At 56.3% G+C, this 25,442-nt stretch carries 18 protein-coding genes; 8 read left to right on the plus strand and 10 right to left on the minus strand.

Features of this window, described 5'->3' with window-relative positions:
- Positions 1-56: 56 nt before the first annotated feature.
- From EOV40_RS04920 to EOV40_RS04955, 8 genes are all read right to left on the minus strand, one after another.
- On the minus strand, positions 57-815 hold the full coding sequence (locus EOV40_RS04920; RefSeq protein ID WP_050819650.1) for a hypothetical protein: 759 nt from the start codon (positions 813-815) through the stop codon (positions 57-59).
- Positions 802-5,349, minus strand: a complete 4,548-nt coding sequence (locus EOV40_RS04925; protein ID WP_128105192.1) for an AAA family ATPase — start codon at positions 5,347-5,349, stop codon at positions 802-804. Before EOV40_RS04925 ends, EOV40_RS04920 begins: the two co-directional genes overlap by 14 nt.
- Positions 5,350-5,388: 39 nt before the next feature.
- Positions 5,389-6,009 (minus strand): thioredoxin domain-containing protein, encoded by a 621-nt coding sequence (locus tag EOV40_RS04930; protein ID WP_050819652.1) that lies wholly within the window; start codon positions 6,007-6,009, stop codon positions 5,389-5,391.
- A 72-nt stretch (positions 6,010-6,081) separates the two neighbouring features.
- Entirely contained in the window at positions 6,082-7,026 is a 945-nt protein-coding gene (locus EOV40_RS04935) for a hemolysin family protein (RefSeq protein ID WP_050819653.1), read from the minus strand.
- Positions 7,023-7,529, minus strand: coding sequence for an rRNA maturation RNase YbeY (gene ybeY / locus EOV40_RS04940; protein WP_003622984.1), 507 nt, complete (start codon positions 7,527-7,529; stop codon positions 7,023-7,025). Before ybeY ends, EOV40_RS04935 begins: the two co-directional genes overlap by 4 nt.
- 16 nt (positions 7,530-7,545) lie before the next feature.
- A complete protein-coding gene (locus EOV40_RS04945; protein WP_208729268.1) occupies positions 7,546-8,646 on the minus strand; it encodes a PhoH family protein in 1,101 nt (366 codons plus the stop codon).
- Positions 8,631-10,049 carry a tRNA (N6-isopentenyl adenosine(37)-C2)-methylthiotransferase MiaB gene (gene miaB, locus EOV40_RS04950; RefSeq protein WP_128105193.1) on the minus strand — a complete coding sequence of 473 codons (1,419 nt, stop codon included), beginning with the start codon at positions 10,047-10,049 and terminating at the stop codon, positions 8,631-8,633. Before miaB ends, EOV40_RS04945 begins: the two co-directional genes overlap by 16 nt.
- Positions 10,050-10,220: 171 nt before the next feature.
- Complete coding sequence (locus tag EOV40_RS04955) at positions 10,221-11,312, minus strand: lysophospholipid acyltransferase family protein (protein ID WP_050819655.1); 1,092 nt, start codon at positions 11,310-11,312, stop codon at positions 10,221-10,223.
- 252 nt (positions 11,313-11,564) lie between these two features.
- On the opposite strand from EOV40_RS04955, the gene EOV40_RS04960 reads away from it, so the two are divergent.
- Together EOV40_RS04960 and EOV40_RS04965 are read left to right on the plus strand one after the other, a co-directional pair.
- Positions 11,565-13,493, plus strand: coding sequence for an autotransporter assembly complex protein TamA (locus tag EOV40_RS04960; protein ID WP_087651371.1), 1,929 nt, complete (start codon positions 11,565-11,567; stop codon positions 13,491-13,493).
- The gene (locus tag EOV40_RS04965; protein WP_128105194.1) at positions 13,493-17,722 is read left to right on the plus strand and encodes a translocation/assembly module TamB domain-containing protein; all 4,230 of its coding nucleotides are present in this window, start codon (positions 13,493-13,495) and stop codon (positions 17,720-17,722) included. The genes EOV40_RS04960 and EOV40_RS04965 overlap by 1 nt, the downstream gene beginning before the upstream one ends.
- Before the next feature lie 54 nt (positions 17,723-17,776).
- Here EOV40_RS04965 and EOV40_RS04970 read toward each other — a convergent pair whose 3' ends face one another.
- Positions 17,777-18,589, minus strand: coding sequence for an exodeoxyribonuclease III (locus EOV40_RS04970; protein WP_128105195.1), 813 nt, complete (start codon positions 18,587-18,589; stop codon positions 17,777-17,779).
- A 105-nt stretch (positions 18,590-18,694) separates the two neighbouring features.
- On the opposite strand from EOV40_RS04970, the gene EOV40_RS04975 reads away from it, so the two are divergent.
- From EOV40_RS04975 to EOV40_RS05000, 6 genes are all read left to right on the plus strand, one after another.
- Complete coding sequence (locus EOV40_RS04975; protein WP_128105196.1) at positions 18,695-19,756, plus strand: dipeptidase; 1,062 nt, start codon at positions 18,695-18,697, stop codon at positions 19,754-19,756.
- A 257-nt stretch (positions 19,757-20,013) separates the two neighbouring features.
- Positions 20,014-21,927, plus strand: a complete 1,914-nt coding sequence (gene uvrC, locus EOV40_RS04980) for an excinuclease ABC subunit UvrC (protein ID WP_128105197.1) — start codon at positions 20,014-20,016, stop codon at positions 21,925-21,927.
- Positions 21,928-22,029: 102 nt separating this feature from the next.
- The gene (pgsA, locus tag EOV40_RS04985) at positions 22,030-22,599 is read left to right on the plus strand and encodes a CDP-diacylglycerol--glycerol-3-phosphate 3-phosphatidyltransferase (protein WP_050819661.1); all 570 of its coding nucleotides are present in this window, start codon (positions 22,030-22,032) and stop codon (positions 22,597-22,599) included.
- A gap of 185 nt (positions 22,600-22,784) precedes the next feature.
- Positions 22,785-23,312, plus strand: coding sequence for a hypothetical protein (locus EOV40_RS04990; RefSeq protein WP_128105198.1), 528 nt, complete (start codon positions 22,785-22,787; stop codon positions 23,310-23,312).
- Positions 23,313-23,375: 63 nt separating this feature from the next.
- A complete protein-coding gene (moaD, locus tag EOV40_RS04995) occupies positions 23,376-23,639 on the plus strand; it encodes a molybdopterin converting factor subunit 1 (RefSeq protein WP_128105199.1) in 264 nt (87 codons plus the stop codon).
- A 5-nt stretch (positions 23,640-23,644) separates the two neighbouring features.
- Positions 23,645-24,115 carry a molybdenum cofactor biosynthesis protein MoaE gene (locus tag EOV40_RS05000; RefSeq protein ID WP_128105200.1) on the plus strand — a complete coding sequence of 157 codons (471 nt, stop codon included), beginning with the start codon at positions 23,645-23,647 and terminating at the stop codon, positions 24,113-24,115.
- 12 nt (positions 24,116-24,127) lie between these two features.
- Here the strand turns inward: EOV40_RS05000 and EOV40_RS05005 are convergent, their stop codons facing one another.
- Positions 24,128-25,411 carry an adenosylmethionine--8-amino-7-oxononanoate transaminase gene (locus EOV40_RS05005; RefSeq protein ID WP_128105201.1) on the minus strand — a complete coding sequence of 428 codons (1,284 nt, stop codon included), beginning with the start codon at positions 25,409-25,411 and terminating at the stop codon, positions 24,128-24,130.
- Positions 25,412-25,442 lie beyond the last annotated feature (31 nt).

A 25,442-nucleotide genomic window follows, 5' to 3' on the forward strand; every position in this document is an offset into this window, starting at 1 on the left:
TTTTCAGGCTTCTTCCTGCATCTTCTCATGAGAGGTGGGAAGAAGCCTTTTTATGCTCAGCTCTTGTTGGCTGTTGTATCGGCCAGTTGCGTAGGCTGCTGCGTAATCATGATATCTACGGGCCGTTCAGCCAGAAACTCGCTGGTGGAGCCTTTGGGAGCACCCGGATTATCCGTAATAATGGCTTCGGCATCGCGGTGCGTCAGCGCAAACAGGTGCGGGGTGGCGGAGGGTGAAAGATACGCGGCATAAGGGTGGCGGCCAGCCAGCTTATGGGCGGCATAGGCATCCCGCTCGGAATTGACGGGAATGGCAACCATAATTTTGGAATCGGCATGCAGAACGGTTTCTGTGTCCTTATGGTCTGAAGGCACCAGAATAACCCTGTCCCGCATCCGGGTTTTGCGCACCAGTTTCACCACATTATCTGCACTGGCACTGTTGATATCCAGCATGAGCAATGTGTTGGAGTGGTGGGCAGAGGCCAGCACGCCTTCCAGCTCGTTAGAGCCGGGTTCCACCATAACGCGCCCATCTGGCCCATTGGCAAGTTCCAGCCGCAGCATGGAAGGCACGCCATCATGCGGGGAGGAGGTGGAAACCGGGGTGGTTACAAGCCCTGTGCCCGGTGTGCAAACAATCAGCCCGTGGTGGATGCGTGCCATAATGCCATAGGCCTTGGAGTGTTGCACAACCAGCGTTGTACCCACTGCCACGCACAGCCCAACAGCCAGAGCGATCTTTTTAAAGCAGCCACGAGAAGACTTGCTGCTCTGTTGCACAGAGATGTCAGCCGCCTTTTCAGGATGCGACATTCGGTTCTTCCTTATCATTCTGGCCAGCCATGGAAGCAGCCCGTGCCAGATCAACTGAAAGCACGCGGCTTACGCCTCGCTCCTGCATGGTGACACCAAACAGGTGGTCCATATGGGCCATAGTTAACTGATGGTGGGTTACCACCAGAAAACGGGTTCCCGCTTCGGTTACCATATCACCAAGTAGGGCACTAAAGCGGCCCACATTGGCATCATCCAGCGGTGCGTCCACTTCATCAAGAACGCATACTGGTGCAGGGTTACAGCGGAAAACCGCGAAAATCAATGACAATGCGGTTAAAGCTTGTTCACCCCCCGAAAGAAGGGAAAGTGTAGCAAGCTTTTTGCCCGGCGGCTGGGCGTAAATTTCCAGCCCGGCTTCCAGCGGATCATCACTCCCCACCAGCCCCAGATGCGCCCGCCCGCCGCCAAACATGCGGGTGAACAAAGACTGGAAGTGGTGATCTACCTGCGTGAACACAGCCATCAGCCGTTCACGCCCTTCCTTATTTAGTGTGCCGATGGAGCCACGCAAGCGGCTGATGGCGGCTTCAAGGTCAGCAATCTCATCTGCCAGCGTGCGCGCTTGGGTAGAGGCTTCTTCTGCTTCAATTTCTGCACGCAGGTTAACCGGTCCCATATCTTCGCGTTCACGCGTGAGGCGAGAGATCTTACGGCGCAGGGAGCTTTCGGCAGCTTCTGTTAGATCCCCCGTGGGTTGGCGCGGTGGGGTGGGGGTATCTGCCAAAAGCTGATCCAGAATAGCCTGAGCCTGTTCACTTTTGGCATCGGCTTTCAGCAGGTTTTCACGTGCTGTGTTTAGTTCGGCTTCTGTGCGGCGGCGCTGTTCATTGGCGGCATTTAAGGCAGATTCGGCTTCAGCGCGTATTTTATCGGCCTGTGCGTAGGCTTCTTCAGCCTCTTCCAATGCTGAAAGGGTTTGCTGCTTCTGGCGTTGCGCTTCGGCCGGAAGTTCTGAAACCTTGGTGTGTTCATTACGTGCCGCTTCCACGCGCTGGGCTGCGTTTTCAGCTTCTGCGTTGGCTGTGGTGGCGCGTTGGCTCCATTCTTCTTCTGCGGCCACAAGAGATGTCAGGCGTGTTTCCAGCGTTGAGGCTTCAGCCTGCAGCGTGGCGCGCAGTTCTCGCGTGGCTTCTAGCTGGCTGGTAAGGGCCGCGCGTTGCGTGTGCAGATGGGCAAGCGTTTCCTCGGCATCTTGCGGCAGGGCAGTTGCTGTTTGGGCTTCTGTTTGTGTGGCGGTTGTGAGTTTGTCTTGTGCGTCCTGCTGCTCTTGCTGCAATTCTTCTAGCCGAGGGGTCAGGGCGGCAATGCGGCTGCGCAGGGTAAGGGCCTGCTCCTGCATTTTTTGCTGCTGCTGTGTGCTGGCTTGGGCCGCCTGTTCAGCTTGGGTAAAGGTGGATGAGGCCGTTTGAAAAGCCTGTTGCGCCTGTTCCAGATTATCTTGTGCGTCTTTCAGGGCCGCGGCTGTGGCATTTTCTGTTTGAGCAGATGTGAGGCGCTGCTCAAGTTCAAGAACATTGGCTTCTTCCGCTTCCAGATTCTGGCGTAGGCGCTGGCGTTCTGGTGCAAGCGTTTCCAGCCGCGTTGTGGCGGCTGTGTGCTGGTTTTCTGTTTGGGTCTGTTTTTGCTGGACGCGTTGGAAGGTCTGTTCCGCCAGTTTAAGAGCTGTGCGGCAGTCCTGCTCCGTTTTTTGCGCGGCTGTATGCTGTTCCCGCGCGGTGGTAAGAGCTTGCTGAAAGTTTTGCGCCGGAGGTAAGGCCTGTTGTGCTGCTGTAGCGGTAGCCAAGGCCGATTCAGCCTCGGTTTTAGCAGCAAGCGCGCGCTCCTGTTGGGGGCGAAGCGCATCTAACCTTGCCCGGAAAGACGTGTGTTGGCGTTCTAACTCGGATTCCTGCGTGCGGGCTTTTTGCAGGCTCTGTTCCAGCTTGCTGCGCTCTACGCGCTGTTCCTGAGCCTGTTTTTCTCCGGCTTGCACGTTGGTGCGGGCGGCTACGGCTTTTTCTTCGGCTTGCGGAACGTGCTGTTCCATTTCTGCGATGCGGGTCGAGGTTTCACGCAGAATACGGCGTTGGGCCAACCTGCGGGCAGAGGAATCGGGTTCACCCGCGCGGGTGTAAAAGCCATCCCACCGCCATAAATCCCCTGCGCGAGAGACCAGACATTGCCCCGGCAGAAGTTGTGCCTGCAAACTGGCACCATCTGTGCCATCGGGTACAACGCCAGTATATGCCAGCACCCTGTTCAGTTCTGGCGGTGCGGTAATAACGGATTTAAGGGCAACAGCTTTGCCGGGCAGAGGTGCGGCAGTTGCATCTTTTAGCAAATGCCAGCCACGGGGGGCATTGTCTGCTGCGGGGGCATCCAGCCCATCTGTGAGTGCTACAGCCAGCGCAACTTCATATTCCTCGGGAACGGTGATCTGCGCGGATATGGGTTCAGCCGAGGCTTCTTTCTCATTCCCCAGTGCTTCGGCCAAGCCTTCAGCTTGTGCGCGTAGGCGGGTAAGTTCGGCATGCAGGGTGGTAAGCTGCTGCTGTGTTTGTGTTTGTTCCTGCCGGTGTTGTTGCAGGTTATGTTCGGTTGTTTCCAGCGCCTGCACAACTTTTTGCAGGGCCTGTTCTTGCGTGGTGCGTTGTTCCCGCGCTTGCTTCAGCGCATCTTCTGGCGGGGCTTCTGCCAGTGTTTTTTCCAGCGCCTGCGTTAGGGTCTGGGCTTCCTGCGTTGCGCGTTTAAGAGAGGATTCGGCGGCCCGCAGGGTGTTTTCTGCATTGCGGCGCTGGGCTTCGGCTTCCTGCGCGGCGCGGCTGGCATCTGTTAGGGCTGTGTTGGTGTTCAGCCGTTCTGTTTCGGCTTTTTCCAGTGCGTCACGCGCAGCCTGCACGGCTTGGGCGGCAGCATCGGTTTCCTGCTTGAGTTGAAGCCGGATGCTTTCATCAACCAAAGCGGCAAGTGTATCGGCATGGCGTTTTTCCGCTTGGGCCAGATCAGCCTTGAGGGAAACAAGCCGCGTGCGCGCCTGTTCCAGCGTGCGGCGGAGTTCGGTTAGCGCTTGCTCCGCAGCCTGTGCATTATTGCGCGCAACGGAAAGTGCGACATTGCATTCAGACCGTGTGCGTTCTGCCGTATCCAGTGTGGTTTTGGCGTTCTGGAAAGCGGCTTGGGCATCTTCTACAGCTTTTTGTGTAGCCTGAATGGCCTCTGCATCCGGCAGTTGCTGCTCTAACGATGCAAGCTCAGCCTGTAATGCTGTGTATGCTGCCGCAATACGGGCATGGTGGTTTTGTGCTGCCGTCAGATTTTCGGCTGCGCGATCATGTGCCGCGCGCGCTGTGTTAAGTTCGGCGGTAAGCTGGGCAAGTTTCTGCTCTGTTTCTACCAGCTCTTTGGCCAATGCCTGCTGCTTTGCCTCTGCTTCTGCCGTGCGCGTAGGCAGTGAGGTAATAGCAGCTTCTGTTTCTGCTTTTTCGGCCTTCAGGCGTTCAAGCGTTGCTGCGGCATCATCCAGACGGGTTTTGGCTGCGTCTGCATCGGCCTCATGCTGTTTTAGGCGTTCTGCGGCATCATTGGCCTGTGTGGCGGCGCGTTCTTCTTCCCGTGCAACGCCTTCAGCCAATACGCGGCACCGTTCCAGCGCGGTGCGGGCAGCATCGGCTTTTTCTCTGGCGCCGGGTAAAACCTTGTTGGCTTCAAATTCGGCAACCACAGCACTTTCTGCGGCTTCTTCATGCTCGGTCAGGGCTTTGCGGGCGCGGGCGGCGTTATCAATGGCGCGCTCTACAGCCAGCCGAGCGCGGGCATGCAGCACGGCCAGAAGTTCTGTTTCGGCTTCTCGCAACGCGGCGGAAAGTTCACGGTAACGGCTGGCATCGCGGGATTGTTCGGCCAGTCCATCCAACCTGTCTGAAAGTTGCTGGCGGCGGTCTTCTGCGCGTGTCAGGTTGGATTCTGTGGCACGCAGTTTGAGTTCCGCTTCATGCCTGCGGGCATGCAGGCCGGTAATGCCTGCGGCTTCTTCCAAAATGGTGCGGCGTTCTTCTGGCCGCGCGCCAACCAGCATGGCCACGCGGCCTTGGCTGACCATGGCAGAAGAGCGTGCGCCAGATGCCAGATCGGCAAACAGGGTTTGCACATCTCGCGCACGTACGGGCCGGCCATTTATGCGGTAATCACTGCCAGACCCGCGTTCTGCCCGGCGGGTAATCTGCAGTTCGTCCATATCTGCAAAGGCAGCGGGGCCAAAGCCCTTGGTGCCTTCCAGCGTAACAGTAACTTCGGCTAAAGATCGGGCAGGGCGGCCCGTGGTGCCTGCAAAAATAAGATCATCCATTTCCCCCCCACGGAGGGAACGTGCGGACGATTCACCCATCACCCAGCGCAGGGCTTCCACCACATTGGATTTGCCACACCCATTGGGGCCGACAATGCCTGTCAGCCCGGGCAGGATTTCCACCGTTACCGGATCCGCAAAACTTTTGAATCCGACAATGCGCAGACGAACGAAACGAACTGTCATGCAGGTATAGGGCGCGGGCTCAGGACAACATGCGTAGGCTTAGCTGGCTTTAGCCAAATATTTGGTGAAGTCCTCATAAGTCAGCGCGCTGGACACCTGCTCCTTGTTATTGAAGCGGAAGGTGGGGGTGGAATCAAAATGGAATTTGTCCTGCGCTTCCGTCTGCTGGTTCAGGATGAACTGCATGAGCTGCTGATCAGCAATGGCTTTTTCAAACGTATCGCCCGGCATGCCGGCAAAGGCCGCCATTTTCTTCAGCTCATCCTTCGGGCTGCCTTCCTTGATGTAGGCCCAGCGATCGAGGCTGGAAAGCAGGGAGGAGCAGAAAGGCTCATACCGTTCTGGCGGCAGGGTGCGGGCTACCATGGCGGCAACCGTTGCAAGCTGATCTGTGGGGAAATCATGAAAAACGTAGCGGATTTTCCCGGTATCAATCAGTTCTTTCTGCACCTGTGGGAAGGTGTTTTCTGCAAAGTGTGCACAATGAATGCAGGTAAGGGAGAACCATTCTTCCACCACAATCTTGGCGTTGGGGTTGCCCAGTTCACGCGGGGTAAAGCGTGTATCCGTGGCATCTGCCGCCAGAGAAATACCGCGCAGGGCAGTGGAGGCAACGGCCAGACTTCCGGCAGCGAGAATGGAACGGCGGGTGAAAGACATGGAAATCCGGTCTCCCTTGGTGGGTGCAAATCAGTAAGCGGTTAAAGGCATGACGGCAGATTTGCTCTGCCGTCAACCCACAGATTTATCCGTGGCAGCAGATGTTTCGGCCGGAGTGGGTGTTGCAGACTGCTCGGCCAGCTTGCGCACGCGCACACGGCGGATATGACGGGCATCTGCATCCAGCACGCGGAAGAGATAGCCATTTTCATGCGTTAGCACTTCACCACGGGTGGGCACATGCCCAGCCATGCGGAACACAAGGCCGCCAACGGTTTCAATTTCGGCCTCTCTCTCACTGTCTGTCAGAATGGGGCCGATGGCTTTTTCAAATTCTTCAATCGGGCAGCGCGCATCTATATCAAAAGATCCATCGGGGCGAGGGGTGATCATGACAATAGCGGGCTCATCATGCTCATCCGAAATGTCACCCACAATGGTTTCAATCAGATCTTCAATGGTTACCAAACCATCAATGCCGCCGTATTCATCAATTACCAGCGCCATGTGGGTCTGGCGCTGGCGCATCTGCAACAGCAGGTCCAGCACCGGAATTTGCGGCGCAATCATCAGCGGTTGGCGCAAAAGCACTTCCAGATTAAAGGCCTCGCTGGTGCCAACATAGGCAATCAGATCCTTCACATGGATCATGCCAACGATATCATCCAACTGATCGCGATACACCGGCATGCGGGAATGGTTTTCCCGCCGCATCATGGCCAGCGCTTCATCCAGACTGATGGAAACCGGCATGGCCACAATATCGGCGCGGGGCACCATTACATCATCTGCCGAGATGTTGCGCAGGCGCAGCACGTTGGCAATAAGCGCGCGTTCCTGCCTGTCTAGCTCCGGTTTTTCACCCGTGGCAGATTCTTCAGGCTCATCCGCAGCCTGCTGCACAAGTGCGGCAATGGAGCTGCGCAGATCGGTCTGATGTTTTTTGCGGTGGAAAAAGGAAAACAGGCCGCGACTGCTGGCTTCCTGCTTGTCTGAGGAGGAATCGTGTTCGCTCATGATCGGGGCTTCCAAGGGTTGGGAACCCTGAGCCGCGAAAGCAGGCGGGATTCCAGCATTTCCATTTCGCGCGCTTCACCGGGGTGGTGGTGGTCATACCCGGCCAGATGCAGGCTGCCGTGAATGACCAGATGCGCAAGATGGTCTGCAACAGGTTTGCCGGCTTTGCGGGCTTCGCGCACCACGGTTTCCAGCGCCAGAATAATGTCTCCACCGGTAATGCCGGGCGGAGGTTCAAACGTCAGCACATTGGTGGGGCGGTGCTTGCCACGGTGGCGGCCGTTCAGTTCGCGCACCTCCCGGTCTGTTGCAAGCACAACAGTATCGGGCAGGCCGCCATATTCTGAACAGGCGGCCAAGGCGCGCCAAACCAACTGTTCCGGGTTGTGCACATAAGAGCGCCAGCGCCTATCCCGGATAAGGATTTCAGGGCCTTCGTTCTGCTCATCGGAAAAAACAGCCTGAAAAGGCAGGCTTTTTTCTGGGGCATCCATATCCTGCATAGAGATATGGGCGGGGCTACTTGGCGGTTCCATTTTTCTCCTGACGGCCCTTGCTACGGGAGGGTTCCCTTACAGCCGTCGCCTTTGCATCATAGGCTTCAATAATGCGGGCGACTAGCTTATGCCGCACCACATCTGTTGAATCAAAGCGGGAAATGGTAATTCCCTTGACGTTTTCAAGCGTTTCTACCGCATCACGCAGGCCGGAGGTGGTGCCTGCTGGCAGATCGATCTGTGTGAGATCACCCGTCACCACCATGCGGGAGCCGGGGCCAAGGCGGGTCAGAAACATTTTCATCTGCGCGATGGTGGTGTTCTGGGCTTCATCCAGAATAACAAATGCATGAGAAAGCGTGCGCCCGCGCATAAAGGCTAGCGGCGCAACCTCAATATCCCCCGATGCCATGCGCCGCACGACCTGATCCCCCGGCAGCATGTCGTAAAGGGCATCATATAGTGGGCGCAGGTAGGGGTCGATCTTGTCTTTCATATCTCCGGGCAAAAAGCCCAAGCGCTCACCGGCTTCTACAGCAGGGCGGGAAAGAATAATCCGATCAATGGAGCCTGCCTGCATCATGGCCACAGCCTGCGCTACGGCCAGATAGGTTTTGCCCGTGCCTGCTGGGCCGATGCCAAACACCAGCTCCTTTTTGGCCAGCGCTTTCATATACGCGGCCTGACCGGGGGAGCGGGGCTCGATATTGCCATGCCGCATACGGATAACGGGCAGATCGCCTTCTATTTCCGGGGCAGCCTGCGGGGTGTTGGAAAGAATGCTGGTGGTGGTGTTCTGGGGCGGGCGGGACATGCGTATGGCGGCCTCTATGCTGCTGATATCCACGTTTTCGCCTGCTGCCAGCTTTTGGTACAGCACGCTCAGCACCGCACGTGTGCGGGCCGTTTGTTCAGGCACACCTTGGATGGAAATGCGGTTGCCGCGCCGGGCAACCTCCACTTCCAAACCTTCTTCCAGGCAGCGCAGGTGCTTGTCGTGGTCTCCCACAAGGCGCGCCAGAAGGGTGTTATCTTCAAACTGCAGGGTAGCAGAGGCATGGGGCATTTCTGCAGCCATGCGGGGTGAGGCGGAAATACGCGTGCTACTCAAGCGGACACACACTCCTCTTCTAAAACGCCGGACAGGGAGTTGGTCAGGCGTTCAACAATACGCACGGGCAGTTCCTTGCCAATCAGATGCTTGGGCCCAGAAACATGCACAGGCTGCAACCACGGAGAACGTCCGGCAATCTGCCCCGGTTTCCGTCCTTCTGAGGTAAACAGAACAGGAATGGTTTTGCCCACAAGTGTTGCATTAAAGGCATCCTGCTGTTCACGCAGCAGGGCCTGCAAGGCTTGCAGGCGGGCGTCCTTCACATCCTCTGGCACCTGCATGCCAGCACCTGCGGCGGGGGTGCCGGGGCGAGGGGAGTATTTGAAGGAATAAGCCAGCGCAAAGCCAACATCACGCACAAGATGCATGGTGGCTTCAAAGTCCTCATCCGTTTCACCGGGGTGGCCCACAATAAAGTCGGATGAAAGAGCAAGATCAGGCCGGGCTTCACGCAGGCGGCGCACGATATCCCGATACTCATCTGCCGTGTGGCCACGGTTCATGGCACGCAGGATACGGTCAGACCCCGCCTGAACCGGCAGATGCAGGAAGGGCATAAGCTGCGGCAGATCACGGTGGGCGGCTATTAGCGCATCATCCATATCCCGCGGGTGGGATGTCATGTAACGGATGCGCGAAAGGCCGGGCAGTTTGGCAAGCTCATAGGCCAGTTGGGCCAAACCCCATGTGGAGCCATCTGGCCCTTCACCATGATAGGCATTTACGTTCTGCCCCAGCAGGCTAATGTCCTTTACACCGCTTTCCACCATCCGGCGTGCTTCTGCCAACACGGAAAGCACTGGGCGGCTGCTTTCTGCCCCGCGCGTGTAAGGTACTACGCAGAAGGAGCAGAATTTATCGCACCCTTCCTGAATGGTCAGGAAAGCCGTGTAATTGCCTGCGGTTTGTGGAGCTTCCGCTTCTGGCAGAAAATCGAATTTCTGTTCTGCGGGAAAATCCGTTTCAATAACGGCGCCACCGGCACGCGCTGCCCGGGCCACCATTTCTGGCAGGCGGTGATAGGTTTGCGGCCCCAGCACAATATCTACATACGGCGCGCGGGCCAGAATTTCCTGCCCCTCGGCCTGCGCCACGCATCCGGCCACGGCAATAATGGTTTGCTGCCCGGCTGTTTCGCGCGCTTCCTTGATTTTGCGTAGGCGGCCGAGTTCTGAAAATACCTTTTCTGCCGCTTTGTCCCGGATGTGGCAGGTGTTCAGGATAATCATGTCTGCCGCATCTGGTGTGGCAACAGGCTGATAGCCGAGTGGCCGCAGAACATCCCCCATACGTGCACTATCATACACATTCATCTGGCAACCCCACGTAATAACGTGCAGGCCACGGGCAGGGGATGTGTTGGCTGGGGTTCCGGTCATGATGGCAGGCGCTCCGCTATGCCGCTGGCCCATTCCATGCGGCAGGTGGAGGAAATCGGGCCAGAGCGCGTGCAGGTCAAGCCTCTTTTCTCACCAAGGCGAGAATAGTGGAGATGTCAGAACGGCCAAAAAGTATTCTGGCGCTTAACAGACCGAATGTTCCTTATGGGTTTGGTGGCCTGCAACAGCCACCCGTTTTGCTGCCTAAAGTCTTATACGTATTGAAGCAAAAAAGGAGGCGGTTCTGTCAAGTATCCTTTTGGCTTTCTTGACAGAAGGCGGCAGAAAATTGGCGGGCAGGGTGGCGGGGTTAAACCGGCCTTTTATAACCGTAGGCTTGCGGTTCTGGCGCAGTTCTGCCGCACCTATGGAAACGGCCTTCCATGCAGCCTGTGCCAGAGCCTTGCGGCTGGGGAACATATCTGGGTCCAGCGGCTCGTGTAGCAACACGGTTGCGCGGGAGCGCTTCCACTTCAGCAAGGCCCATACATGGGGGCCAAGGTCCATATCACCGTACCATGAAAATACAGGGCGGCGGAGGCGGGAAATAGGCAGGTCTTCCAACCGGTCATACACAAGGGATACGGGCTGGATAAGAGGCGTCATGCCCGGTTCAAACGTGATGGGCAGAAGGCTTTTATCCATGCCTTCCTTCAGCCGTGGCAGTTTTGCGATAGCAAAAAAGGCGGACATGAATGGCAACACGCGCGAACCATCGGACGATGTACCTTCCGGGAACAGGACAAGATTATCCCCTTCCACCATGCGGCGGATCATTTCATCACGCTCACGCCCGGTGGTGCTGCGCTGACGGCTGACAAAAATGGTACGCCCGATTTGGGAGACCAAACCCATGATGGGCCATTTTTCAATATCGCCTTTGGCCACAAACACGGAGGGCAGAATGGTGCCCAGCACCGGCACATCCAACCAGGACATGTGGTTGCAAATATAGATAACAGGCCGTTCACCCCGCTGGCGGGCCTTTAGGCCACCCACCGTGCCCACGCGTTGGCCCACAACATGGATCTGCAACCCGATAATACGGCACAGCACGCCCCAGATCACACGTGTCCAGCGGATTTTGGGTGTGCCGGGCACAAGCAGCAGGCACGCTTCAAAACCAACAGAAAGTGGCACCCAGACAACCAACGCACCAAGGCGCAGGGCCGCCCTTAAATCTGCCGTACGGCGGAAATAGGCTTCCACCCACGCAGGTAAAGGGGAAAGGCCATTGGGCTTCTTTTTGGGGGAAGCATAGGGGGGACGGGTTTGGTCAGACGGGCGTGGTGTCATCGTTTCATTTCTGCCAGACACAGCTCTGTCGGACAAACGCGCCCGGCAGCGGCGCAGATGGAATGAAAAAGCATGCGCTCTCTTACCGCGATTTTAGGCGGCTGGACAATCCATCAGCCAATTTAAGCGTAACAGAAGCTGTTTTCGGCTTCGGCACCGCATTTTTGTCATGGTATGTGCATAAAAGGGTTTGTAAGCAGAACTTTGGCAAATAGGTGCAGGCAGATTTTAGTGAGGACACGCAAGAACAACATGCTGAACAGGCTTGCTCTCACTGCGAATCGTGTTCTGGCTGGTGCCGCCTTGTGGGGTGCATCGTCCTGCCTGTCTTGGTCCTGGGCGGCAGACCCACAGCCTTACACCACCAAGCTGGTGCCTACGGGAGAGGCTGATCTGGATACGGCTATCAAAAGCTCGTCCGATCTCCAGTCTCTCCAGTCCACGCATGCGGTGGGGCCGTTTGCGTTGGCCGGGCGTGTGCGGAATGAGTATGACCGCCTGCGCACCGCGCTGGAAAGCTGCGGCTATTACGCAGGCACGGTGCATATCACCCTCAGCCGGAATGGCGGCAAGGATGCCGTGAAGATGGACGGGATGTCTCCCGCTCTTTCACAATGGATCGAATCCGTGCCATCGGGTGAGAAAATTCAGGCCGAGGTGAAGGTGGATAAAGGCCCACTGTTTCATCTGGGCACCGTTACACTGGTGGATGATAAAACTGGCAAACCACCTGTTTTGACGGATGCCCAGAAAAAAGCCTTTGGTCTTGCGCCGGGCCAGCCTGCGGTTGCCAAAACGGTGCTGGATGGTGGCAGTAACCTGATGGACGCCCTGCGTGAAGATGGGCACGCTCTTGCCACGGTGGAAAAACCCAAAGCCTATCTGGAGCCCACCACACATACGCTGAACATTACCTACCCCGTAACGCCGGGCCCGGTGCTAAATATTGGCAAGATAGACACAACCGGCCTGAAGCAGGTGCATGAAAAGTTCGTGCGCCGCCGTATGACAGTGCAGGAAGGGCAGCTTTATCAGCCCTCTAAAATTGAAAACGCGCGGCAGGATCTGGCCTCCGTTGGGGTATTTTCCAACGTAACGGTGCAGGATGCCTCCACCTACGCAGTGGATGGCACCATGCCGCTTGATTTCAGCTTTAAGGAAGCCAAGCGCCATTCCGTAGCGGCGGAAGGGGGGTATTCCACAGATTTGGGTGCCCGTGCGGGTGGATCATGGACACATTATAACCTGCTGGGCAATGCAGAGCGCCTGCGCCTTACCGCACTGATTACCGGCCTTGGCGGTTCTGCCCAGCAAGGGTTGGGGTATGATGTGTATGCAGATTTCTTCAAACCCGATTTTCTGCAACGCAATCAGAATTTGAGCGCACGTATTGAAGGGCTGCGGCAGTTGTTCTGGTCTTACCGGCAGACGGCGTTTTTGATTCGTGGTGGCATTACGCGCCCGTTGGCCAAAAACTGGAACGGCAGTTTTGGATTGATGGCCGAGCAGGAAAAGATCGAACAGTTTGATGTAACGCGTGATTACACCATTATTTCTGCCCCGCTTTCCGTCATGTTTGATAATACCGGCGTGGGTAACCCTATTGAACCTGCAACGCACGGCGTACGCGCCAGCATGAGCATTACGCCATCTGTTTCCTTGGGCAACAAAGGCAGTGGCACCTCGTTTTTTGCCATCCTGAACGGCACGGCCTCTACCTATTTTGACCTGCACCATCTGGGCATTAGCAAGCCGGGCAACAGTGTTCTGGCTTTCCGCGGCATGGTTGGCAGTATTCAGGGTGCCAGCACGTGGGATATTCCGCCAGATCAGCGCCTGTATGCAGGGGGGAGTTCCACGGTACGCGGCTTCCGCTGGCAGGGCGTGGGGCCACAGTATAAAAACACACGCTATGCTATTGGTGGAACCTCTCTGGATGCCGGAAGTGCCGAGTTCCGCCAAAGGATTATAGGCAATGTGGGCATGGCCGGGTTTATAGATGCCGGTCAGGTTGGCAGCAGCAGTTTGCCATTTACGGGCAAGCTGCGTGTGGGCACCGGTGGCGGCGTGCGGTATTATACGCCCATTGGCCCCATTCGGCTGGATGTTGCCGTACCCCTTAACCGCGCCCCACGTGGGGATAAGTGGGATCTGTATATCGGCCTTGGGGAGACATTCTAATGGCCGATACGCCAGAACCCATTCTGCCGCGCACACCAGATAAACCTGCCCGCCCACTCTGGCGGCGTGTGGGGCGTATTGCCCTTATAACCGGCGGTTCTCTGGTTGGTATTACCGGCCTTGCCGTGGCTGTTTTGCTGGTGGGGGCCAATACCGGCCCGGGGCGCAAGATGCTCATGCATCAGACATCCTCCCTTACGGGGGGGATGATCGGGCTTACGGGTATGTCTGGGCGCTTTCCAGATAACTTTCGGCTGAATACGCTGGAAATTCGCGATAAGCAGGGTGCTTGGCTTACGCTGCATAACGTGGCGCTTAACTGGTCACCTCTGGCTATAATCGGGCGTACGGCACGTATTTACGCTGTTACGGCAGATGAGCTGGATATTCCGCGTCTGCCAGTGTCTGATCCGGCCAAGCCCGCGACACCTTCTAAAAGTTCACCTTCTGCGCTGCATCTGGGCGTGGATATTCGCAAGCTTGCGGTGGGGCGTATTAATGTGGGGGCGGCGCTTGCGGGCTCTCCTGCCAGTTTTGCTTTGGCCGGGCGTGGCAGAATTTCGAATATTGATCCGGTTATCAATGGGCTAAGCCTGCCTTCTCTGCCGGGGGCGGATATTGCCCTACACCTGAAAAGGCTGGATGCTGCCGGGCAGATTGATCTGGCAACCACCACAGGCAAAGGCAAGCTGGGCCTGCATCTGGATGCCAGTGAGGGCACGGATGGTTTTGCTGCCACACGCCTGAAAATGCCGCAATTGGTGCCATTGGCACTCAAGCTGGATATCAATGGCCCACCATCAGCCGCGGTGTTGGGTTTTGCCGCTTCTGCCGGGGATATAAAAGCCCATGCAGATGGCGTGCTGGACCTGCTGGCCGAAAAGCTGGGTAACCTGAATGCCGAGGTGGATGCGCCAGCCATGTCCCTTTCGCCCGATCTGGCATGGGGGGGTATTCATTTAGGGGCGCAGCTGCACGGTAAAATGGCCGCACCGCTGGGCACAGCGCAGGTGCAGGTGGATCAGCTCGCCGCATCTGGGGCAGGTGTAGGCACGCTGAAAGTGCAGTTCTCGGGTGAGAACGGCAGTGCCGATATGGCCAATTTGCTGCATGTGGTGGCAACGGCAGATGGCGTGCGCCTGCCGGGTAAGGCACCAACGCTGCTGGCTTCTGCCCCGTTGCAGCTTGATGCGCAGTTGGAGCCACAAAAACCCGGAAAACCGCTGGCCTTTACGCTTTCTCACCCTTTGTTAAATCTCTCTGGCAATGTGCAGTCTGCCGCTCCACAGCGCGGCACGGTGGCGTTAAAGCTGCCAGATTTGCTGCCGTTTGGTGAAATGGCGGGCACGCCTTTGCGTGGCAGTGCAGGCATGAACGCGCAGTTTGACCTTCCAGCAAAGCCGGAAGGAGATACACATCTTACCGCAGATGGCACGCTGGCCATTACGGGTGGACAGCCCCAGGCAGCAGGGTTGATTGGGCCGGATGGCAAATTTGCCCTTACGGCCACCATGCGGCCCTTGGCTGCGCAGGATAAACTGCCAGCGGCCAAGCAGATTGACCTGCAAAACCTGAGTGTAGATGGCCGTGCCCTGAACCTTAAAGGTGGCGGGCAGGTGAATACAGGCCGGGATATGGATCTGGCGTTTGATCTGGGCCTAACAGATCTGGCGCGGGCGTTACCTTCCCTGCGTGGGGCGCTTACGCTGGCCTTGCAGGCCAAAGGCCCGATGCAGGATTTTACCGCTACCCTCCATGCGAAGGGGGACCCCGGCACCGCCACCATGCCGCGCGGCCCAATAGAGCTGGATGCCAATGTACAGCATCTGCCCACAGCGCCAGAAGGCACAGTGCAGGCACATGGCACGCTTAACCGCGCACCATTGTTGCTGGATGTGGCATTAGCCCAAAGCGCACAGGGTGACAGGCAGGTTGATATTCGCAAACTGTCATGGAACAGCGTGGCCGGGCAGGGGCAGTTGTCTCTCCCCACAGGGGAGGTGGTGCCGCTGGGTACGCTGGACCTCAAGGTGGGGCGCTTGGCAGATTTTCGTCCGCTTATCGGGCAGGCTATTTCTGGCGCGCTGGCGGCCTCTGTTAAAACCACGCAGGTGGCAGATAAACCTCAGGTTGCCCTTAAGCTGGATGGCAACGTGGCCATGCCCAGCGTAAAAATTGGCTCTCTGGCTCTGGCCGGCACGGTAAAAGACCCGGCAGCTCACCCCAATGCTGATCTTACGCTTAAACTGGGCGGTCTTTCTGCTTCTGGCGTAACCGGGCAGGCGCGCTTGAGTGCCAAAGGGCCGGATAATGCTATGGCGCTAACAGCCCAGGTGGGCCCAGCAAGCTGGTCTGGCAGCCCATTGATGCTGGATACTGCAGCTCTGTTGAACCTGCCTGCCAAGCAGGTGAAAGTGCAGCGGCTGAATGCTACCGCCAAGCAGGAAACACTGCGCCTTTTGGCGCCTGCGCTGGTCTCATTCGGGGATACTATAGGGGTTGATCGGCTGCGGGCCACGTTGGTAACTGCTGGTAGCCAGCCTGCCACCATTGATGTTGCTGGCAAGATCAAACCCTCTTTGGCTGTTACGGCGGACATTCGCAATGTAACGCCCGCGCTGGCACATCCATTTGCGCCAGATTTCAAGGCATCTGGCACGGTTTCTGTTCAGGCCAAGGTGGCGGGAACGCTAAATGCCCCCCAAGGGCAGGTGAAGCTGACCGGGCGAGATTTGCGCATGGCTGGCAGTTCTGCCGCGGCTTCCATCCCGCCATTGCATGTAGATGCGGCTGCCAATCTGGCTGGCAGTTCTGCCAAAGTGCAGGTGGCAGCCGGAGCAGGCCCCAAGCTGAACATGAATGTGGCTGGCACGGCCCCGCTGAACAAAACCGGGCCGATGAACCTGCGCGTGAATGGCAATCTGGATTTAAGTATTGCCAATGGCATTCTGGGGGCACAGGCGCGGCAGGCGTTGGGGCAAGCCCAAATGGCGCTGCTGGTTGCAGGCACTATGTCCTCCCCCCGCGTAACTGGCACGGTGGATCTGCGCGATGCCGATGTGCAGGATTTTGCCCAAGGCTTCCATTTGGCCAATATCAATGGCCGCGTGGTGGGAGAGAACGATAGGGTTGTTATTCAGAACCTGACGGCCAAGGCAGGTGATGGCAGCTTGGGCGTAACCGGGTTTGTGGGCATAGGCTCCCCCGGCATGCCGCTGGATATTCACTTGCAGGCCCATGATGCCCGGCCCATTTCCAGTGACCTGTTAACAGCGGTGATGAACGCGGATATTGCCGTAAAAGGGCAGGTGCAAACCCGCATGGATGTTGATGGCACGGTGGATTTGCGGCGTGTGGAAATTAACATTCCCAATTCCTTGCCATCTTCCGTAGCGCGGTTGGATGTTGTGCGCCCCGGTGATGAGCAAAAACAGGTAGAAGCAGCCAAAGCGGAAAGCACAAAGTCTGCCGTGATAGGGTTGAACCTGAATGTCACATCACCAGGCAAGTTCTTTGTGCGCGGGCATGGCCTTGATGCAGAAATGGCCGGTAGGCTGAAAGTTGGCGGCACAACGCAGGCCCCGCTTGTAAGCGGCGGGTTTGACCTCAAGCGCGGCAACTTTGACCTGGCCGGTATTTCGCTCAACTTCACCAAAGGGCGGGTGGCCTTTAATGGCTCTGGCGTTGGCCATAAAATGGACCCTACGTTGGACTTTGAAGCCGATCGTGCCGTGCAGGGGCAAACAGCCATGCTCAAGGTGGGCGGTTATGCCAGCGCACCCAAGATTACATTTGAATCCATGCCGCCCCTGCCGCAGGATCAGGTTCTGGCTATGCTGCTATTTGGCACAGATGCGCACTCGCTTTCCTCCACGCAGATGGTGGAACTGGGCACAGCACTGGCCACACTTACAGGGCTTACGCCGTTTGACCCCATGGGCACCATCCGTAAAACCCTGCATCTGGACCGCTTGGCCATTGGCGGCGGTTCCGGCGTAGGGAATGGTGGCACCAGCGTTGAGGCAGGCAAATACGTGATGAAAGGCGTTTACGTAGGTGCCAAGCAGGCCACATCTGGTTCTGGCACGCAGGCGCAGGTGCAGGTTGATCTAACAAAGCACCTCAAGCTGAACACAACAGTGGGCACAGGCGGTACAGTCACCGGCTTTACCACCCCGGAAAATGATCCGGGCAGTAGTGTTGGGCTGTTGTGGCAGTATCGTTATTAAACAGTGAGACGAGAGTTTGAGGCGCTCTTTCTAACAGGCGCCTCAAACCGTGCGTTAGTCTGAAAGGCTGAAATCTACCACGACCGGCACATGGTCAGAGGGGCCTTCCCAATCTCGCGCCTCACGCACAACCGTCATGCCGTGTAGGTTGGGCAGAAGGTCAGGCGTCATCCATACGTGGTCCAGACGGCGGCCGCGGTTAGATTTTTTCCAGTCCCGGTTGCGGTAAGACCACCACGTATAAAGTTTTTCGTCTGCTGGTACAAAATGGCGCATGGCGTCCACAAAGCCGGTTTGCAGCCAGCGGTTTAGGCGCTCTGTTTCCGGTGGGGTGTGGCTGACAATTTTAAGAAGCTGCTTGTGGCTCCATACATCGTGCTCAAGTGGTGCGATGTTGAAGTCTCCCACCAGCACCGTGCGGTTGAGAGGGCGAGACTGAAACCACTCGGTCACTTCCTCAACAAACGCCAGTTTGTGGGCAAATTTGGGGTTGGTTTCCGGGTCTGGCTCATCCCCACCTGCAGGAATGTAAAAATCGTGCAGTTCCACTTCACCTTCTGGCGCGCATACGGTGGCGGCCACGTGGCGGCAATCTTCCTTGCCATACCATACTGGCGTTTGCGTGACGGGCTTTAACGGATGGCGAGAAAGAATGGCCACACCATTATAGCCTTTCATGCCCCGATAATGCAGGTGCTCAAAACCCAGAGCCTTTACGCCATCTTCGGGAAACAAAGGGTCTGGCACCTTGGTTTCCTGTAGGCACACAACATCTGGGGCGAGATGCCGCACCAGCTTTTCGAGCAGAGGCAGGCGCAGGCGGAGGGAATTGATGTTCCATGTTACTAATCGCATGTGCCGTGGCATGACGGATTGCGGTTTGCAGGGCAAGCAAAAACAGGCGCATAAGTGGGGCAGATGGAACCCGGCTGTTCCCTTGTAATTTCATGTAACAGGGCCATTTTTTAGATTATGACAACTCAACCTTCTTCCGTATCTGCGGATGCAGTTGCGCTGCACCGTGCCTTGTTCACTCTGGATAGCCATATCGATATTCCGTGGCCTGATCGGAATGATGCGTTTGAGAATACGGCAGACAGGCGGGTAGATCTGCCAAAAATGCAGCAGGGCGGCATGTCTGCCGGGTGCTTTGTGGCATATATTGCTCAGGCAGCTATAGACCGCGAAGGCCACGCACAGGCGCAGCAGCAGTGCTGGGCCATGCTGGATGCCATAGGCCGCATGCAGGGCACTCATCATGGCATAAGCGCACGTGTATGCTCCACTGTGGCGGATATGCGTGCTGCGTTTGAAGAAGGTGTGCTGGTTGTTGTTCCGGCAGTGGAAAATGGCTACGGCATGGGGGATGACCCCGCATTGCTCAAGCAGTTTCGGGCCAAAGGTGCGCGGTATGTGACCCTAACTCATAATGGCCATAACGCTCTGGCAGATGCGGCCATTCATCGCCCAAGTCTGGGGGATACACCACAGCGCCACCACGGCCTTTCCGTCCTTGGGCGTGAAGCGATTGCTGAAATGAACCGCCTTGGCATTGTGGTGGATGTATCTCACTCATCCAAACAAACCATGCTTCAGGCTGTGCAGGTTTCTGCCACCCCTGTTGTGGCCAGTCACTCCTGCGTGCGCACGCTTTGTGATCACCCGCGCAATCTGGATGATGAGCAGTTGGATGCGCTGAAGGAAAGTGGCGGTGTTATCCAGATTACAGCCATGCCCGCATTTTTGAAGCCCAAGCCGGAGGAAGGCAAACGGCAGGGTTTTGTAGCCGATCTGGTGGACCATATTGATTACGTTGTGCGCAGGCTAGGGCCAGAATACGTAGGTATTTCCTCAGATTTTGATGGTGGTGGCGCGCTGGAAGATTGGCAGAACGCCACGCAGGGCGTGAACATCACTGCCGAGTTGATGCGCCGTGGTTATGACAAAAGTGAAATTGCGGCCTTCTGGGGAGAAAACTTCCTGCGCGTGTTGGAAAAGGCGGAACAGGTGGCAGAACAAAGCAGGATTGCATGAGAACAAAAAACTGCAAAAATTGTCCACTTCCTGTCTTGACATCGCGTATTTTCAACAAAAAGTTCAAAAACCGCAGGGTGTCAAAAAACCGCAACACATTAAATCTTTTGAAATCAGTGAGTTGGCAGGAATGATCAAAAACTGTGCAATCTGTTGAAAGGGCCGACTTTCTGCGGTTTATGATGAGTCAGCCCCAGCTGTTCCACAGAGTTATCCACAAAAACGGTGGATGAAATTTCCCTTTCGACCAAGAGCGTATGATGACAGCTGATTCTACCCCTTCAGACACCCTGCCTGTGGCGCAGGAACAGGCAGCCCCTGCCGTAAAAGGGGTGGAGGCCATTCGGCATGCGCTTAAAACCATGCCGCTTTCACCCGGCGTGTATCGTATGCTCGGGGCTAAGGGAGAGGTGCTGTACGTTGGTAAGGCCTTAGCACTTAAAAAGCGGGTAACATCGTACACCCATATCAACCGCCTGCCCGAACGGCTGCGGCGCATGGTTTCCGAAACGGTGGCAATGGAAATTGTGACCACCCACACGGAAGCGGAAGCGCTGCTGCTGGAGGCCAACTACATCAAGCGCATGAAGCCGCGCTTCAACATTCTGCTGCGGGATGACAAAAGCTACCCGTGGCTGATGCTGACAGATGCACATGCGTTCCCGCAAATTGCCAAGCACCGCGGCAAGGCCGTTAAAGGAGCCAGCCTGTGGGGGCCGTTTGCTTCGGCTTGGGCTGTTAACCAGACGCTCAACTTGATCCAGCGCGTTTTTCTGCTGCGCTCCTGCACAGATGCGGTTTTTAACGCCCGCACCCGCCCATGCCTGCTTTATCAAATCAAACGCTGTTCTGGCCCATGTGTGGACCGGATAGATCAGCAATCCTATGGGCAACTGGTAGAACAGGCGCGGGATTTCCTGTCTGGCAAGGATACGGCGCTGCGCGAAACCTTGGGGCAGGAAATGAATGTCGCCGCAGAAGCGCTGGATTTTGAGCGTGCGGCCGTGCTGCGAGATCGTATTCGTGCGCTGGCACAGATGCAGGAATCCAGCGTGATCAACCCGGCATCTTTGCAGGATGCAGATGTGCTGGCATTGTGGCAGGAGGCCGGACACGCCTGTATTCAGGTGTTTTTCATTCGCGGTGGGCGCAATAATGGCAGCCGCTCGTTCTTTCCGGCCCATACGCAGGATGCCGCACCCGCAGATGTGCTTTCTGCCTTTATCGCGCAGTTTTATGATGACAAGCCATGCCCGGCCCAGATTTTGGTGAATTATGAACTGCCGGAATCTTTGCTGCTGACGGAGGCGCTTTCTCTCCGGCGTGGCCGCAAGGTAGAAATTCTGACACCACAGCGGGGTGAGAAAAAGCAGGTGCTTGATCATGCGGTAACCAACGCGCGGGATGCGTTAAGCCGCAAGCTGGCAGAAACCGCAGGGCAGGCCAAATTGCTGCAAGGCGTGGCAGATGTTCTGGGGCTGGATGCGCCGCCAGAACGCATAGAAGTGTATGATAACAGCCATATTCAGGGCTCGCACGCCTATGGGGTGATGATTGTGGGTGGGCCGGAGGGCTTTAACCGCAAGGCGTATCGCAAGTTCAAGATCAAAGGTCCCGTTACACCAGGGGATGACTTTGGCATGATGCGCGAAGTGCTGGAGCGCCGCTTTGGCCGTGCTTTGAAAGAAGCGGAAGAGGGGGATACTTCCAACTGGCCCGATGTGCTGCTGATTGATGGGGGTGCCGGGCAATATTCTGCCGTGCGCAGTGTGCTGGATGATCTGGGTGTAACAGGCGTAAAGCTTGTGGGCATTGCCAAGGGGCCAGACCGTGATGCCGGGAAGGAATGGTTCTATACAGAGGACAAGGAGCCGTTCCAGCTCGATTTGCGCGACCCTGTACTGTACTATTTACAGCGGCTGCGTGATGAGGCGCACCGGTTTGCCATTACCACCCATAGGTCTGGCAGATCCAAAACGTTGGTGAAATCTGAACTGGATGATGTGCCCGGTATTGGGCCGGCGCGTAAAAAGCTGCTGTTGAACACATTTGGTTCAGCACGTGCGATCAAACAAGCCGGTTTGGCAGAACTGGAAGCCGCACCCGGTATCAGCCGAGAAACTGCACGGGCCATTTACGGCCATTTTCACCCAGACTGGACACCAGAATGAGCATTGGCATATGAGCATTGCACAAGAATTCTGGGTGCCTGACACCTTTGCGATAGCATAAGCCATTCCAGCAGTGCAGGAAATAGGTTACTATATTCCGCAATGCTGACAGATCTGCCGAATGTCCTGACAATTTCGCGTATTGTAGCCATACCCATAGTGGTCACTCTGGCTGCATGGGGAAGCCCGCGTACAGATGCCTTGGCGTGTCTGCTGTTCATTCTGGCGGGAATAACCGATTATTTTGATGGTAAGCTGGCGCGTTCACGCCATCAGATGTCAGATTTCGGGCGCATGTTTGATTCCATTGCAGATAAACTGCTGGTTGGGGCATGCCTGATGGTGCTGGCTGGTTTTGCGCGTCTGCCTTATCAGGGGCTATGGCCAGCCATTATTATTCTGTGCCGTGAAATTCTGGTTTCCGGTATGCGGGAATATCTGGCAGAGCGGCATGCGCGCCTGCCCGTAACCCGTTTGGCAAAATGGAAAACCGGCTTCCAAATGACAGCCATTGGCTTTTTGCTGGCGGGTGATGGAACTGGCGCTTTACTGGGTATGCCGTGGCTACCAGTTGCGCTTATTGGTGCTGTATTACTTTGGATTTCTGCGGTGCTTACATTGATAACCGGCTGGGATTATTTAACAACCGGTTTGCGCCATGTTGAAATGTAAAAAACTTCGTTACTATTTTAGTAATACGCTGCATCTATTCCAGAAAAATAACTTCATTTTGCCGCATCGCCTTGTGTCTGGTGGATAAACCGTTATTTAGCATGAGGTGCGGTTCTAAAGGGCCGCAATCGCAGGCAGGGAATGATTCGCCTGCTATTGAAAGATGATGATTGCGGAGTCAGGGCATGCGAAAAGCCGCTCTTCTAGGTTTATGTATGATCGTGAGCGGATGTGCAGGCTTTGACAAGTTTGTATCGGATACAGCAACGCTTCCGGGCGAAAATCCCAATGCCCCATCGGGGGAAGACCTTAATATGCGGCGGATCAGGGGGCAATCTGCTGTAGATATTCCCATTCTGCCAGAAGGTGGCAATATGTGGCCCGGCCCTCCAACGCCACTGCCTACGCTGGAAGATGTTGAAAAAGACCGCGTAGGTACTGTGCTGGGTGGAGAGGTGGCGAATGGCCCCCAGCTTCCTGATGGTGAGGAAATGAGCATTGGCGAAAAAGAAGATATTCGCCACGGCGTTATTGGGGGTGGTACAGCGGGTAAACTGCCAGATGTAGAGCCGGATGTTTCCAGCAAATACGGGGCGCATCGTGGTGTAGGTGCACCTATCGAAATTCCGAATGATGACGGCACCATTACCTTGATCCAACCAGATGGATCCGTTAGCACCATCAAGGATAACCGTTCCACCGTGCACCATTAACGCTTACGCTGTTTGAGCGTAGCGGATGAAGCGGCTGAAAACTCAAACCACGGCAGGCAGGCCATGACAGGCTCCGTAAATATTCTTTATTTTGCCGCCCTGCGTGAGCAATTGGGGCGTGAAAGCCAGCGGGTTACGCTGCCATCCACTACTATGCCTGTTGCGGCGTTGGTGCAGGAGCTGCGCCAGCATGATGCAAAGCTGGATGAGGTGTTTGCCGGCACACCGCGCATTCGTGTTGCCATCAACCAAAAGTTGGGTGGGTTTGATACCTGTGTGCAAGCTGGTGATGAGCTTGCGTTTTTCCCCCCCATGACAGGCGGCTGATACGCATGTCTGTTCGTGTTTTGGTGCAGCAGGCAGCTTTTGATACAGGGGCTGAAACCGCGCGCCTTTCCAGCCTTTCTGAACAAGTTGGCGGTATGGGTCTGTTTATAGGGCAGGTGCGTGGCGGAGATGGTTTGCTGAGCCTGACGCTGGAACATTATCCGGGCATGACAGAAACAATCCTTAACCAGCTTGCGCAGGAAGCCATGCAGCGCTTCAATCTGCTTGGATGTACGCTCATACACAGGGTTGGCAGGTTAGAAGTGGGTGCGCCTATTGTGCTGGTGGGCACTGCTGCGGCACATCGGGCCGCGGCACTTTCGGCCACATCGTTCTTGATCGATCGGCTTAAAACCGGCGCGCCGTTCTGGAAAAAAGAAGAGTTCGCCAACGGCCATACGGCATGGGTGGATGCGCGGGAAGAAGATGAACACGCTGCGGCAGCATGGATGCATACAACGCCTTCATCTTCCTGACCTTACGGTTTTTCAGGGTAATACTTTGTAAATGGCATCTGTTAGTTTGCGTAAATTCTGTTTTTCAATTGTAAACGCGGGTGTTAGGTAAACAATATTGCGGAAGGGGCGTATCCATACGCCCTCGGCAATAAAACGCTGCCGCAATGCATCCGGGTTATTGATCTTTTCCAGTTCTACAACACTAATGGCCCCAAGTGTGCGTACATCCTTTACGCCGGGCAGGGTGCGGCAGGGTTCCAGCGCCTCAGTCAGAAACGTGTTGATATCTTGCACTTGCTGAAGGCGGGGCTCGGTTTCAAACAGATCAAGCGAGGCATTGGCGCAGGCGCAAGCCAGTGGGTTGGCCATAAAGGTTGGCCCGTGCATCAGCGCGTGTTCGGGGTTATCAGAAAGGAAAGCCTCAAACACATGCCGCCGCGCCACTGTGGCAGCAAGGGCCATGGTGCCGCCCGTAAGCGCTTTGGAAAGCGTGATAATATCGGGCACAATACCAGCCTGTTCGCAGGCAAACATGGTGCCGGTGCGGCCAAAGCCGGTAAAGATTTCATCTAAAATCAGCAGCACATCGTGGTCATCCGCAGCTTTGCGCAAAGTGCGCAGTGTTTGCGGGGCATGAAACAGCATGCCGCCAGCACCCTGCACCAAAGGCTCGGTTATAATGGCGGCAAGTTCGTGCGCATGTTTGGCCAGCAGATTTAGAAATACAGCGGTGCTGGCTTCATCGACTGGCAGAGGGGAGATCACGTGCTCCATCAGGGCAGAACCGTACAGATGGTGCATGCCTTCTTCCGGGTCACAAACAGACATGGTGGCCAGTGTGTCCCCATGATAGCCACCCCGGAAGGCCAGCATCTTGGTGCGTTTGGTCTGCCCTTTGTTCAGGCGGTACTGAATGGCCATTTTCATGGCCACTTCTACGGAAACCGAGCCTGAATCCGTAAAAAACACCCGCTCCAGATCTCCCGGCAACATGGCGCATAATCTGCTGGCCAGCCGCAGGGCGGGTTCGTGCACCATGCCGCCAAACATCACATGAGGCATGGTTTCCATCTGCTGGCATACAGCCTGGCGAATATGAGGGTGATTATAGCCGTGGCAGGCTGTCCACCACGCGGCCACGCCATCTACCAGTTCCCGGCCATCGGTTAGGGTTATGCGGGTGTTGTGCGTGCGTGCGGCGGCAAGTGGCGCCGGGGCTGTTTTCATCTGGCTATAAGGTAGCCAGATATGGGGCAGGCCCTGCGTGTACCATTCCGGCATGGAAGATAGAGATGAGCCGGAAGCTTCTGTCATGGAATGTTCCCTGTAGATGATTGACCCGCCC

This window comes from Acetobacter oryzoeni (assembly GCF_004014775.2).
Lineage (GTDB): Bacteria > Pseudomonadota > Alphaproteobacteria > Acetobacterales > Acetobacteraceae > Acetobacter > Acetobacter oryzoeni.